Annotated in this window: 12 protein-coding genes; 2 read left to right on the top strand and 10 right to left on the bottom strand. The window is 72.7% G+C overall.

Annotation, left to right across the window (positions count from 1 at the left end; all coding sequences use genetic code 11):
• Positions 1 to 6: 6 nt before the first annotated feature.
• The 3 genes from ACFC8N_RS00210 to ACFC8N_RS00200 form a co-directional block, all read right to left on the bottom strand.
• Positions 7 to 1,029: a PDR/VanB family oxidoreductase gene (locus tag ACFC8N_RS00210; RefSeq protein ID WP_376284948.1), complete on the bottom strand. Its 1,023-nt coding sequence runs from the start codon at positions 1,027 to 1,029 to the stop codon at positions 7 to 9.
• Entirely contained in the window at positions 1,029 to 1,907 is an 879-nt protein-coding gene (locus ACFC8N_RS00205; RefSeq protein WP_356020743.1) for a metal-dependent hydrolase, read from the bottom strand. Before ACFC8N_RS00205 ends, ACFC8N_RS00210 begins: the two co-directional genes overlap by 1 nt.
• Positions 1,908 to 1,985: 78 nt before the next feature.
• Positions 1,986 to 3,908: a hypothetical protein gene (locus ACFC8N_RS00200; RefSeq protein ID WP_376284944.1), complete on the bottom strand. Its 1,923-nt coding sequence runs from the start codon at positions 3,906 to 3,908 to the stop codon at positions 1,986 to 1,988.
• A gap of 131 nt (positions 3,909 to 4,039) precedes the next feature.
• On the opposite strand from ACFC8N_RS00200, the gene ACFC8N_RS00195 reads away from it, so the two are divergent.
• Positions 4,040 to 4,444: a hypothetical protein gene (locus tag ACFC8N_RS00195; RefSeq protein ID WP_376286220.1), complete on the top strand. Its 405-nt coding sequence runs from the start codon at positions 4,040 to 4,042 to the stop codon at positions 4,442 to 4,444.
• A 108-nt stretch (positions 4,445 to 4,552) separates the two neighbouring features.
• On the opposite strand, the gene ACFC8N_RS00190 is transcribed toward ACFC8N_RS00195, so the two are convergent.
• The 6 genes from ACFC8N_RS00190 to glnII all read right to left on the bottom strand — a co-directional run bounded on the left by ACFC8N_RS00190 (position 4,553) and on the right by glnII (position 11,339).
• The gene (locus ACFC8N_RS00190; RefSeq protein ID WP_376284941.1) at positions 4,553 to 6,097 is read right to left on the bottom strand and encodes a DUF1996 domain-containing protein; all 1,545 of its coding nucleotides are present in this window, start codon (positions 6,095 to 6,097) and stop codon (positions 4,553 to 4,555) included.
• Positions 6,098 to 6,257: 160 nt separating this feature from the next.
• A complete protein-coding gene (locus ACFC8N_RS00185; protein WP_356020749.1) occupies positions 6,258 to 6,911 on the bottom strand; it encodes a response regulator transcription factor in 654 nt (217 codons plus the stop codon).
• Positions 6,896 to 8,170 carry a sensor domain-containing protein gene (locus ACFC8N_RS00180; protein ID WP_356020752.1) on the bottom strand — a complete coding sequence of 425 codons (1,275 nt, stop codon included), beginning with the start codon at positions 8,168 to 8,170 and terminating at the stop codon, positions 6,896 to 6,898. Before ACFC8N_RS00180 ends, ACFC8N_RS00185 begins: the two co-directional genes overlap by 16 nt.
• 31 nt (positions 8,171 to 8,201) lie before the next feature.
• Entirely contained in the window at positions 8,202 to 9,248 is a 1,047-nt protein-coding gene (locus ACFC8N_RS00175) for an NAD-dependent epimerase/dehydratase family protein (protein WP_376284937.1), read from the bottom strand.
• A gap of 69 nt (positions 9,249 to 9,317) precedes the next feature.
• Complete coding sequence (locus tag ACFC8N_RS00170) at positions 9,318 to 9,911, bottom strand: winged helix-turn-helix domain-containing protein (RefSeq protein WP_356020755.1); 594 nt, start codon at positions 9,909 to 9,911, stop codon at positions 9,318 to 9,320.
• Positions 9,912 to 10,307: 396 nt separating this feature from the next.
• A complete protein-coding gene (gene glnII, locus ACFC8N_RS00165; protein ID WP_376284934.1) occupies positions 10,308 to 11,339 on the bottom strand; it encodes a glutamine synthetase in 1,032 nt (343 codons plus the stop codon).
• A 216-nt stretch (positions 11,340 to 11,555) separates the two neighbouring features.
• On the opposite strand from glnII, the gene ACFC8N_RS00160 reads away from it, so the two are divergent.
• On the top strand, positions 11,556 to 12,434 hold the full coding sequence (locus ACFC8N_RS00160; protein WP_376284931.1) for an alpha/beta fold hydrolase: 879 nt from the start codon (positions 11,556 to 11,558) through the stop codon (positions 12,432 to 12,434).
• Between the two features lie 12 nt (positions 12,435 to 12,446).
• Here ACFC8N_RS00160 and ACFC8N_RS00155 read toward each other — a convergent pair whose 3' ends face one another.
• A complete protein-coding gene (locus tag ACFC8N_RS00155; protein WP_376284928.1) occupies positions 12,447 to 13,205 on the bottom strand; it encodes a hypothetical protein in 759 nt (252 codons plus the stop codon).
• Positions 13,206 to 13,318 lie beyond the last annotated feature (113 nt).

The following is a 13,318-nucleotide window of genomic DNA, read 5'->3' as shown; positions in this document are numbered from 1 at the left end:
AGGTGTTCACATGTCGATCACCAACCGACCGCTTCGGGCCCGCGACACACAGATCAGCATCGAGTCGGCACGCTCCGTGTCCGTCAGCAGCTCGTCCCGGTGGTCGATCTCCCCTTCCAGCACCCGCTGTTGGCAGGTCCCGCAGAATCCCTGCTCGCAGGAGTACGCGGTGTCCGGCAGCTCCCGGCGGATCGCGGCCAGCGCGGTGGAGTCGGCCGGGACGGTCAACGTGCGCCCGCTGCGCCGGAGTTCGACCTCGAACTCCGTGTTCCCGTCGGACGACGTACGTGGCGCGAACCGTTCGAGACGAACGTCCGGGAAACGCTCCGCGACCGCCGCCATGAGCCCCTCGGGACCGCAGCAGTAGACGACGGCCCCCTCATCGGCCTCCAGCGCGTCGAGATCGGGCACGCCCTCGACCACGGTCACCCGGTCGCGGCCCAGCTTCTCGACCTCCTCCAGGAACGGCATCGAGGCACGGTCGCGCCCCGCGTACAGCAGCCGCCAGGGGGTGCCGTCCGGGAGCGAGCGCAGCATCGGCAGCAGCGGGGTGATCCCGATCCCGCCGGCGACGAAGACGTACGACTCCGCCTCGACCAGCGGGAAGCGGTTCCGCGGCCCCCGCACCTCCAGCTCCATGCCCTCCGTCACCTGCTCGTGCACCTCGCGCGAACCGCCCCGCCCGTTCTCGACGAGCCGGGTCGCGACGGTGTACGACGAGGTGTCCTCGGGGTCGCCGCACAGCGAGTACTGCCGGACCAGCCCCGAGGGCAGCACGAGGTCGAGATGCGCGCCGGGCTCCCAGCGCGGCAGGTCCGTTCCCTCCAGCCGCAGTTGTACGACGCCGTCCGCCACCGTCTCGTGCGCGGCGACCAGCAGCCGCAGCGCCCGCGAGCGCGGCCGGCCCGAGGTGGGCTCCTCCAGGGCGGGCAGCGGCCACAGCGGCGAGACCTGGATCCGGCGGCGCAGGGCACCCCGGGTCACCAGCACGGCGCCCGCGAGGAGCGCGACGGTACGCAGCTTCGGCATCACGCGGCCCCCTTCTCCGCCGCCGTGGCCGCCGGGGAGGACGCGAGGTAGGCGACGGCCTGTGCGGTGTCGCCCTCCTGCGAGGGGTGGTAGTCACGGCTCAGATAGCGGGGGATGGACCGGACCATGTCCCCGGCCGAGGGGAGCAGGCCCCGCCGGCCGCGGACGTAGAACTCCTTGAAGGACGCCCTGCCGTCGACGAGGGTCGGGTCGTTCTCCATGAAGAACCGCGTCCCGCGCTGCCACAGGAACACCAGTGCCGTGAAGGCCGTCGCCCAGGTCCGTGCGCGCCGCCGGTAGCTGCCGTCGACGTGCATGAACAACTCGAAGGCCACCGAACGGTGTTCGACCTCCTCCGCGCCGTGCCAGCGGAGCAGGTCCAGCATGGTGGGATCGGCGCCCTGCCGGTCCAGTTCCCCGGCGTTGAGCACCCAGTCGCCGAGGAACGCGGTGTAGTGCTCGATGGCCGCGATGAGCGCGACCCGTTCCATCAGCCACCACCTGCGTGGCCGCCCCGGCGGCAGTGTGCGGTCGCCGAGCAGCTTCTCGAAGAACCAGTCGACCTGCGCGGTGTACGGCGTCGGGTCGAGGCCCTGCTCGCGCAGGTGCGGCAGCACCTCGTCGTGCGCCTGGGAGTGCATCGCCTCCTGGCCGATGAACCCGATGACGTCCGCACGGAGCCGCTCGTCCCGGATGTACGGCAGTACCTGCTTGTACACGTGCACGAACCACCGCTCACCGGCGGGCAGCAGCAGATGCAGCACGTTGATGGTGTGCGTGGTGAAGGGATCGCCCGGCACCCAGTGCAACGGCGTGCCGTCCCAGGAGAAGGACACTTTGCGTGCCTTGAGCGGCACCCGGGCCTGCGTGTTAGACATGGCGTCAATGTACTGATGGGTAAGGCCGCTGAGAACCCCCGTGACGCATCTTGTTTACGCCGGTGTCAGCAACCGGGATCAGTGCAGTCCGCTGATCGCCCGGCCGTTCGCCAGAGTGCCCTTCAGCGTGGCCTGCGCCCCCTGCGTGGCCCGGGCCATGAGCAGCGGACCCTGGCCGGACGCGGTGATCCCGCCCACGGCACTGATCGTCGCGGTGTCCTTGCTGCCCGCCGCCAGCAGGAACCAGTGCCCGGCTGCGGACTTCCACAGCACCCCGGCCAGCACATGGGGATCGAGCGGCCCGCAGCCCCGTACGTCCGTGCCCTTGGCGACCACCGCGCCGACCGGCCGGCCCGGCGTGCGGAACTGGGCCAGCGCCGCCGTGCCGTCGCCGCGCCAGGTCTCGGCCCGGGTGCACACCCAGTCCGCGGCGCCGGTGCCGTCGGGCAGTGGCTGCTCCGCGAACTGCCAGGCGTTCACGCTCCGGACGCCCGCCGAGCGCTCGGCCGCGAGCGAGCAGGCGAACGGCGCCCAGGCGCGCAGCCCCGCGGTACCGGACGCGTCCTCGGGCGCACCGGGCGGGCCCGCGGTCAGCCGGGCCGGGACCAGCTCGCCGAGGTCGGTGGAGAGCGCGGTGCCCGGGGCGCCGGTCAGCTGCAGCACGGTCCACGAGGTGCAGCGGCCGGGCTGGAGCGCCGGGCTGGTCAGCGGTGCGGTGACACCGCCGGTGAGGGTCAGCGGGGTCGCGGCCGCGGCCGGCTTCATCAGGTTCCGCGCCGCCGCCTTCTTCACCCAGGGCGCGGTCAGGTACCGCACGTTGCCGTCGGAGCGGCCGAGCAGCAGCGCGCTCGCCTCGGCGCCGGTCGCGCCGTCGGCGCGCGCGAGGTCGAGGGCGGCGCCCTCGGTGCCGCTCACCGGCTCGGCGTAGCGGACGATGCGCAGGCCGTCGTAGAGGATCACCACCCGGGCGTTGTCGACCTGGCCCGCGTACAGCAGCTGGGGCGGGCCGGCCGGGCCGCCGGTCTGGGTGCCGGGGGTCGCCGAGACGCGGACCGCGCTGCCGGGGCGGGCCCAGACGGCGAGGGCGCGGCGCAGCAGGCCCTGGTCGCCGGTGAGCGGGCCGCGCGCGGGCCACACGGAGAAGTCGCTGCGTGCGGAGGTCTCCCAGGCGGTGGGCGGGACATGGGTGAGCCGGGCCGGATCGAGGGCGGCCTGGGCGGCCGGGTTCTCGGCGTAGACGGGCGCGGCGGCGCCGTCCGGGCCCCAGCCGTCGCCCGGCAGGGTGACCAGTGCCCCGCACACCGCGAGCGCGGCGGCCGCGGCGAGGACGGCCTTGGTGTGCTGGCGGCGGCGCATCAGGTCGGTGGGCCGGGCCTGGAGCGAGCACGCGTCGAACTCGGCCGAGGCGAGCAGCGCGGGCTGCAGGGGCACGCCGTTCGCCGAGGCCAGCGCGCCGCCCGGGTCCTCGACACCGGCGGCGGACAGCAGCCTGCGCACGTCGGCGTCCGAGAGCTGCTCAAGGCCGCGCAGCACATAGGCGGCGCGGGCCGGGCCGGACAGGGCGGACAGCCGCTGGTCCAGGGCGAGTTCGTCGGCGCCGCCCGAGCGCGGGAACAGCCTCAGGCCCCAGACCTGGGGCAGCAGCGGCGGCAGTTGGGTGAGCCGGGGCAGGCCCTTGCGGGGGGCGGCCGCCTCCAGGGCCGTACGCAGGACGCGCTCGCGCAGGAACGCGTACCCGGGGTCGTCCGGCCGGCCCGAGGTCTGGGCCGGGATCGTGGCCGACTGCTGCTTGCGGCCCCGGGGCAGGGCGCGCTGGACGAGGGCGTGCGCGGTCAGCACCCGGCGGCTGCGGCCGAGGTTCGGCGGCAGCACCAGATAGGCGATCCGGACCAGCCGTGGATAGTGCTCGACGAGCGCGGCCTCGGCCTGCTCGACGTCGACCGGGCCGGATTCCCCGGCGGAGGAGGCTGCGTGACGCTGGGCTACATCCTGTGACTGCACGCCATGGAGAACGAGCGGGGCGGCGGTCGGTCACCACCGGATGGGTGATTATCGCATTTGAGCGTACGGCGGCCGGGGTCCGTATCCGAAGGAGTCGAGCCATGCTGGGGCCGCGAGGACCGGAGGAACTGATGAGGGTGACACGACTGCTGCTGGGTGCGAGCGCCGTGCTGGCGCTGGCGGGCTGCGGCGCGGGCGGGGAGACCAAGGCGGTCCCGCCCACCGCGACCGGCAGCCTGGAGAGCCTGGCCGCCGAGGTGAGGTGCAAGCCGGACATGCAGACCGACGCCGACACGATCCGGCAGGCCATCTGCACGAACACCGACGGGAAGTTCATCCTCGCCACCTTCTCCACCGACCGCGGCCAGCGCGAGTGGATCAACACCGCCGAGGACTACGGCGGTTTCTACCTCGTCGGCCGCAAGTGGGTCGCCGTCGGTGCCGATGACACCGTCACGGCGCTGCGCGGCACGCTCGGCGGGGACGTGGAGGTCGGCGCGAACCACTCCGCGCACTCCTCCGGGCACGGCGGCTGAGTGCTGAGCACGCTGAGCACCGCTGGGGACACGGAAAGGCCGGTGACGGGAGGGGGGCTCCGTCACCGGCCTCGTCGTGTGGCCCGTGTCAGGGTTTCACGTGCGGCATCACGCGCAGTTCCGGCCGCTGTTGAGGCAGTTGGCGATCTTGTTGGCCAGACCGCCGGTCGTGACGCTGATGAAGTCGTCGTGGTCGGTGATCGCCTTGTGCAGCTCCTCCGGGAAGCCGTCGACCGCGTAGGCGTTCTTCACCGTGCCGTTCGCCTGGATGACCGGCTGCGGCACGTTGTAGACCAGGCGCATCGTCAGCTGCGGGATCGCCTTGAAGCCGTTCGGGCAGACCCCGCTCGCGGGATCGGCGAAGGCCACGTGCGTGCGGTGGTTGGCGCTGTCGATGTTCTGGCCGTCCCAGCAGCTCTGGAAGGCGAACGAGCGCACCACCTGGCTGCCCTGCGGACAGATCGGGTACTTGTCCGTCAGCTGCACCTTGTTCTCGAAGCCGGTGCAGCTCCAGTGCGCGTTGGCGTTGGCCGGGCCGTTGACGAAGGCCTTGGCGTCACCGGTGATGATCCGCAGGAACTGCGGCATCGCGACGACCTTGCTCGCCGGCGAGCCGACGTACTTGATCTGCGCCTGCTGGGCGACCAGGATCTTGCCGACGTTGAGGTCCTTGCCGCCGCCGTCGGCGTTCGCGTCCTTCTCCTGCGTGCCGTCCTGCTCGCGGATGACCGGCCAGTAGTACGCCGACAGGTCGTTGCGGTTCTGGCAGCTGGTGCCGCCCTGCAGGAAGGTCTGGTTGCTGGAGAACGCGTTGACCTTCTGGTTGCCCACGTAGTCGTGCACGTGGTGGGCGCCGTTGGTCACACCGGGCGCGACGATCACGTTGTCGCTGTTGTGGTTCTGGTTCGCGTTCACGCCGCAGCGCGTGATGAACGTGCCCGTCGAGGCGTTCTGCAGCTTGGCCGGCTTGCCCTGGACGTTGGGCGCCACCTTCGTGATGTCCACGAAGTCCGCCGCGGCCGGGCCGTCACCGCCCTGCCCGCCGTTGTTGCCCTGCTGTTGGCCGCCCTGCTGCTGACCGCCCTGCTGTTGGCCGCCGTTGTTGTTCTGCTGTCCGCCGTTGTTCTGCTGACCGCCGGTCTGGCCGTTGTTCTGGCCGCCGGCGTCGGTCTGGTTGGCGGACTGCGTCGTGCAGGCGGCGAGCTGGGACAGCGCGGTGTTGAACTGCCCGCCGACCCGCTGGATGTCGATCCGGATCCGGTCGATCGTCGCCGCGCGCTTGTCCTTGAGCGGACCGACGATCGCGTTCTGCACGAAGCTCGGGTCGTTCGTCTGCGCCTGCCGGGTGGAGGCGAGCCGGTTGTACGCCTCGGTGATCTGCTTGTCGAGGGTGGCCAGCTCGGTCGCCACGCCCTGACGGGCCCGCCAGGGCACGTTCGTCAGCTTCTGGCCGACGTCCGGGCAGGAGATGGTCGCGACCTGCGCCGTCGCGGCCTTCGTCTGGTTGCCTCCCCATGTCTGGTTGTTCGACTCATGCGCGGAGGCATAGAAGTTCGCCCAGATCAGCCCGCCCCCACCGAGCGCTAGGGCCGCCGCCCCGGCAAGGGCCTTGGTGGCCAGCGGCGTACGGCGTTTTCGTATGTTGCGTCCCATGGAACTCCTCTGACTTCCTTGCGGGGCAGCATCGAGGCGCCCGACAGGAGTGAAGCGGCGCCCTTGTGTACGGACGCCGCCCCAGAGGTGTTCACCGGTCTCACAAATTCCTCGTAGAAACAGGTGAGTTGGCAGGTCGCAGACGTCGGCTCCGGTCGCGTCAGCGGTCCTGGTCGAGGTGGGCGAGCACCGCCAGCACGCGCCGGTTGTCGTCGTCCGACACCTCAAGTCCCAGTTTGGCGAAGATGTTGGAGGTGTGTTTGGCGATGGCCCGTTCCGTCACCACGAGCTGGGCGGCGATGCCCGCGTTCGACCGGCCCTGCGCCATCAGCTCCAGCACCTCCCGCTCGCGCGGGGTGAGCCGGGCGAGCGGCCGGTCCTCGGCGGAGCGGCGGGCCAGCAGCTGCTGGATCACCTGCGGGTCCATCGCCGTACCGCCGGCCGCGACCCGGCGTACCGCGTCGATGAACTGCTCGGCGTCGAACACCCGGTCCTTCAGCAGATAGCCGATCCCGCCGGTGCCGTCCGCGAGCAGCTCACGCGCGTACAGCTGCTCCACGTGCTGGGAGAGCACCAGCACCGGCAGCCCGGGCCGCGCCCTGCGGGCGGCGAGCGCGCACTGGAGCCCCTCGTCGGTGTGCGTGGGCGGCAGCCGGACGTCGACCACGGCGATGTCCGGCTCCGACTCGGCCAGCGCGCGGGTGAGTTCGGGGCCGGTCTCGACGGCGGCCGCGATCTCGAAGCCGAAGGCCGTCAGCATCCGGACGAGCCCGTCGCGCAGCAGGAAGAGGTCTTCGGCTAGGACAACACGCACGGGATCTCCATGGTCACCATGGTGGGGCCGCCGGCGGGGCTGCTGACGGCCAGGACGCCGTCGAATGTACCGAGCCTGCGCTCGACCCCGGCGAGCCCCGAACCGGCGCCGATCGCCGCCCCGCCCCGGCCGTTGTCGGTGACCGTGATCCGCAGCCGGCCGTCGGTGTGGTGCAGGTCGGCCCAGATCCGGTCGGCGCCGGAGTGCTTGACGGCGTTGGTGAGCACCTCGCTCACCGCGAAGTAGGCCGCCGACTCCACCGGGGCGTCCGCGCGGCCCGGCAGCTCCACGGCCACCTCGGCCGGCAGCGGCAGCCGCAGCGCCAGCGCCCGTACCGCGTCGCCGAGTCCGCGCTCGGCGAGGACCGGCGGATGGATGCCGCGCACCAGGTCGCGCAGCTCCTCCAGGGCCTCGGCGGAGTTCCTGCGGGCCTGCGCGAGCAACTGCTTGGCCTGCGCCGGGTCGTGCTCCACCAGCATCTCGATCGTGCCGAGGTCCATGCCCATGGCGACCAGCCGGGCCTGGGCGCCGTCGTGCAGGTCGCGCTCGATGCGGCGCAGCTCGGCGGCGGAGGTGTCCACGGCGTCCCGCCGCGTCTCGGTCAACACCCGTACCCGCTCGGCGAGTTCGGCGTCGCCGCCGAGCACCGCCCGGGCCAGCCGGAAGTGGGCCGTCAGCGTGCGCGGGGTGTACCGGTAGGCGGCGACGAGGAGCAGGGCGGCGAGTACGGCCGCGCCGAACGCGCTGGTCAGGCCGGTGACCGGCACGAAGGCGTACCAGTAGGGGGTCCCGTCGGCCGGCACGTACGCCCGCCACAGCCCGGCCGGCAGCAGGAGCCCCTCGACCGGGTAGAACACCAGCAGGGCCGGCAGCAGCGCGGTGACGAAGCCCGCCGTGAAGAGCACCGGCAGCCACAGCACGTCGCGCCGGACCTGCGGGTCGGCCAGCAGCCGGAAGGTGCGGGTCCACGGCCGGGTCCCGGCCGGGACGGGCCGGTAGACGGCCGGGACCAGTATCCCGCACCACTGCTCCGCGAGCCTGCGGTGCACGTCCGCCAGCGCGCGCACCCCGGTCAGGACCACGGGAGTCGTGAACAGCCCGATGCCGAGCGGGACGAAGGCGACGGAGAGGAGCGTCAGGACGAGGAACGCCACACCGAGGGGCAGCACGGTCACGGCCAGCGTCAGGCCCTGAACGGCGGCCAGCAGGACCCCGCGTGTCCGCTCCCGGAACGTGCCGTGACTGATGTCGGTGTTCATGGCACCAGTGTCGCCGAGACCCCTGCCTCAGTCAGTCGCCCGAAGTCCCCTCCTCGGGGGTGGTGCCAGGTACACCCCCGGCCGCGGCCAGCACCTTCGCCTCCGTCTGCGGATCGAGGCCGTTGCCCGTGCGGTCCGGCCGGACCGGCGCCACGCCGCCGATCGCCGTCAGCCACCGCCAGGTGTCGGCGACGGTCTCGGCGGCCGGCCGGCAGACGAGACCGGTGGCCAGCGCCCGGGAGACGTCCGTGCGGTGGGCGGCGGCGTACAGCTCGCTCTCCGGCGGCACCCACACCGGCAGCTGGGTCCAGGGCTCGATCCCGGCGGCCAGGATCGTCTCCGGGTCGGTCCAGCGCAGCTCGGCGTCCGCGCCCGTGACCCGGACACAGCTGTCGAGCAGCTCGCCCATGGTGGTGTGCCCCGGCGGGCCGATCAGGTCGTACGGCCCGCTCAACCCCTGCCGGAGCGCGGCGAGGAGCCAGCCGGCCAGGTCGCGGGCGTCGATGAACTGCACCGGCAGCTCGCGCGGGCCGGGGGCCAGGACGGGGCCGCCGCGCGCGATCCGGTTCAGCCACCAGGGCAGCCGGCCGACGTTCTCGTACGGGCCGAGGATCAGCCCGGCCCGCACCAGCAGCGAGGCGTCCGCGCCGAAGGCCTCGGCGGCGGCCAGCTCGCCGCCCCGCTTGTCCCGGGCGTAGTCCGTCGGCCCCGCGTCGGCGGTGGCGCCCTCGACCACCGCCGCGCCGGGCCCGCCCGTGGTGGGCCAGGGCCAGGCGTACACCGACCGGCTGGAGACGTACGCGTACCGCGCGGCACGGCCCCGCAGCAGTCGTGCCGCCGTGAGCACGGCACGCGGCTGCGCCGACCAGGTGTCGACGACCGCGTCCCAGCCGCCCGGTTCGGCGGCGAGGGCCGCGAGGCCGTCGGGAGCGGTGCGGTCGCCGTGCAACGACCGCACCCCGGACGGCGGTTCGTGCCGTCCCCGGTGGAAGACGGTCACCTCCCAGCCGCGCGCCACGGCGGCCTCGGCCACCGCCCGTCCCACGAACTCCGTACCGCCCAGCACCAGAAGTCTCATGCCGCTGATCGTGCCCGCTCCGGGCGGGCGGCGGTACGGGACTCTGCCGAGGGCAGAGCCGGGGGAGAGTCAGTGGCCGGTCGGCGGGGTGTACTTGTAGCCGACCCGGCGCACCGTCTGGATCGTCTGCCGGTACTGCGCGCCCAGCTTGCGGCGCAGCCGGGCGATGTGCACGTCGACGGTGCGGCCGTCGCCGACGTGGCCGTAGCCCCACACCGTGGTGACCAGCTGGTCGCGGGTGTGTACCCGGTGCGGGTGGGCCACCAGGTGGGCCAGCAGCTCGAACTCTAGGTAGGTCAGGTCGAGTTCGCGGCCCGCGACGTCGGCGGTGCGCTGCACGGGGTCGATCCGCACCACCTGCTCGGCGCCGGGCCCGGTCTCGCCGCGTCCGGCCTCGGCTTGCTCGGTCTCGGCCGGCTGCTCCGGCAGCGCGACCGGCAGGAACGGCGGCCGCTGGTCGGCCGGGACCAGCACCAGGTACCCGACCATCGGCGGCTGGCCGGGCAGGGTGGGCAGGGTGTGCTGCGGCGCGGGCAGCCAGGTGGCGCCGGGCGGCAGGAAGTCCGGGACCTCGATCACCTCGTCCCGGTCGACGGCGCGCAGCCGGTGCCGGGCGGGAGCGGTGAGGGAGGTGGCGGACGAGAGGGAACGAGTGGTCGCCATGAGAGGTCAGCTCTTTCGCGCGAGAGGTTCGTCGGGAAGGGCGACGGCCGCGATTCGTGGTCGGGCGCGCCGGCGGGACGTACGTCGTTTCGCGCTGGCCGGAAGGCCGGGGGTTACGGCTCTACAGGGCCCGCGCGTCGGTCGCGCGACAACACACCCGGTCGAAGTCGTGGTGCTGACGGGAAGGCCAGAAGGGCTCAAGGTCATGGCGACCTGTCGCGGTGCACTTCTGGGAACTGGCCATGCGCCCATTGAAGCAGACGCGGCCGCCGACGAGGACCCTCCTCTCACTGCTTGGACGCTTCCTTGGCGGGAAGTTGACGCCGGCCCGTGCGTGATACGCCGCAGGGGCGCCCGCCGGAATGGCGGGCGCCCCTGGGTGCGTGGAGGGAGGGATCAGACCTGGCCGGCCTTCTCCAGGGCGGAGCAGCAGGTGTCCACGAGCAGGCGGGTCACCACGTACGGGTCGACGTTGGCGTTCGGGCGGCGGTCCTCGATGTAGCCCTTGCCGTCCTTCTCGACCTGCCACGGGATACGGACCGAGGCGCCGCGGTCGGAGACGCCGTACGAGTACTCGTCCCACGGGGCGGTCTCGTGCAGGCCGGTCAGGCGCTCGTCGATGCCGGCGCCGTAGTTCTTGACGTGGTCCAGCGGCTTGGAGCCCTCGCCGAGCGACTCGCACGCGGTGATGATCGCGTCGTATCCCTCACGCATCGCCTTCGTGGAGAAGTTGGTGTGCGCGCCCGCGCCGTTCCAGTCGCCCTTGACCGGCTTCGGGTCGAGGGTCGCGGAGACGCCGAAGTCCTCGGCGGTGCGGTACAGCAGCCAGCGGGCCACCCACAGCTGGTCGGACACCTCCAGCGGGGCGAGCGGGCCGACCTGGAACTCCCACTGGCCCGGCATGACCTCGGCGTTGATGCCGGAGATGCCGAGACCGGCCTTCAGGCAGTTCTCCAGGTGGGCCTCGACGACGTCGCGGCCGAAGATCTCGTCGGCGCCGACGCCGCAGTAGTAGCCGCCCTGCGGGGCCGGAAAGCCGTTCTCGGGGAAGCCGAGCGGGCGGGTGCCGTCGAAGAAGGTGTACTCCTGCTCGATGCCGAAGACCGGCTCCTGCGCGGCGAACCGCTCGGAGACCTCGGTGAGCGCGGCACGGGTGTTGGACACGTGCGGCGTCATGTCGGTGTCGAGGACCTCGCACAGCACCAGGATGTCCTCGCCGCCGCGGATCGGGTCCGGGCAGGTGAAGACCGGCTTGAGCACGCGGTCCGAGGCGTGGCCCTCGGCCTGGTTGGTGGAGGAGCCGTCGAAGCCCCAGATCGGCAGCGCGTCGAGACCGGCCGGAGAACCCGCGATGATCTTCGTCTTGGAACGGAGCTTCGCCGTCGGGGCGGTGCCGTCGATCCAGATGTACTCGGCCTTGAAGGTCACGGGGCCACTTCCTTCGGGTGGGTCGGGCGCACTTGTCGCGGGTGCTGCGGTGCTGCGGTGCTGCGGGTTGCTGCGGCGCCACGGCACCGGGGCGCCGCGTCGATCTGGCGGGCAGCCTCGCAACAGGCGATTTCTCGTCCGTTGCCCTTGTGTGAACCCCGTGTTACCTGATGTTTCTGTGGTGCGTCTCACGCGGTGAGGCGCTACCGTGCGGCGGTGGACTTCCGGGACGCGTACGACAGGGTGCTGGCCAAGTGGCCCGCCGACCGCGAGGCGCTGACCGTCCGCACCCCCTTCGGGGACACCCGCGTCAACGCCTGCGGCCCGCGCGACGCACCCCCGCTGCTCCTGCTCCCGGGCGGCGGGGCGGCCACCTCCGTCTCCTGGTACGGCCAGGCCGCAGCCCTCGCCCGCGTCCGCCGGGTGTACGCCGCCGACCTGATCGGTGCCCCCGGCCTGAGCGTCCCGGCCGCCGACCGTCACCCCCGTACGGTCGCCGACCTGTCCGCCTGGCTGGACGCCCTGCTCGACGGCCTGGGCGCCGACGAGGCCGACCTGGGCGCGCACTCGTACGGCGGCTGGATCGCCCTGCACCACACCCTGCGGGCGCCCGGCCGGGTACGCCGCCTGTTCCTCCTGGACCCGACCCAGTGTTTCGCCGGGTTCAAGGCGGCGTACCTGCTGCACGCCCTGCCGATGCTGCTGCGGCCCTCACCCCGCCGGGTCCGGGCCTTCCTGGAGTGGGAGACCGGAGCGGGGGCGCCGCCCGACCCGGACTGGCTCGCCCTCCAGGAGGCGGGTGCGGGCTTCCCGGCCCGCAGGCCGGTCACGGGGCCGCGCCCGGCGCCGGACGCGCTGCGCGCGCTCAGGACGCCGGTCCTGCTGCTCGTGGCCGCGAACAGCAGGACCCTCCCCCGCTCTCGACTTCGCTTGAGCGGGGGGACCCCCATCCCCCGCGAGGTGGCGGCCGGGGCCGCCGAGCTGCTGCCGCGCGTGGAGACGGCGGTCCTGCCGGGCGTCTCCCATCACGCGCTGCCCCAGTCGGCGCCGGGCGGCCTGGCGGGCCGTATCACCGCGTTCCTGTCCGCCGACTGATGCTCCCCGGCCTCACCCCACCTTCTCGATCAGCGCGTGACGGATGAGGAACTTGCCCGATTCCCGGACCTGTTCGAAGGCCGCGTTGTTCAGCAGGACACAACTGCCGGAGACCGAGGTGACCTTCACCGTCGTGGACTTGTTGTTGTCCAGGTTGGTGACCTTCAGGGTCGTCCCCGCCGGGAACCGGTCGCTGGACGCGGCCGGGGCGCCGCCCTCGCCGGAGAGCGTGACGGTGGAGCCGTTGCAGACCTGCTGACCGGAGGCGGCGGCACCACCGGCACTGCCGGCGGCGGACTGCGAGGGCTGTGCGCTCGGCTGGGCACCGCCGGACTGCTGCCCCGCACCCTGCTGACCCGCACCCTGCTGACCCGCGCCCTGCTGACCCGCGCCCTGCTGCCCCGCACCCTGCTGACCCGCGCCCTGCTGCGCCGACTGGGAGCCCTGAGCCGACTCCCCAACGGTGCAACCGGCCGCCTTCTGCTGGACCTTGATCTGCGCGATGACCGCCTGCCGGTTGGCGATCCGGGCCGCCGACTGGGCGTCCGGGGCGGCCTGCTGCCCGGCGATGAACCGTTCGTTGTTGCCGAGGGCCGTGGCGAGCCCCTGGCAGACGGTCGAGTTCCCGGCGGACAGGGTCTTCGCGTTCTGCGCGGGCTGGGCGGCGTTGGACGTGGTGGCGAGCGCGAAGGCCCCACCGCCCGCCACCGCCGCGGCACCGACGAGCAGCGCGATCGTCTTCTTCGGACCGAGAGTTCGCCTGCGCGACATGCGCGCCTCCTGTAAGAGGTAGGGGAGCGTACGTCGCTATGTACGAGATACCGAACGAGGTGACTCAGCGACCACGGGAGCCGCTGAAGTGACCTGCGCCACACGGGACTTGC

It is taken from the genome of Streptomyces sp. NPDC055966 (assembly GCF_042269865.1).
Taxonomy (GTDB): Bacteria; Actinomycetota; Actinomycetes; order Streptomycetales; family Streptomycetaceae; genus Streptomyces.
Note: the sequence above shows the minus strand (reverse complement) of the source record. Positions and strands in the feature narration are given on the sequence as shown.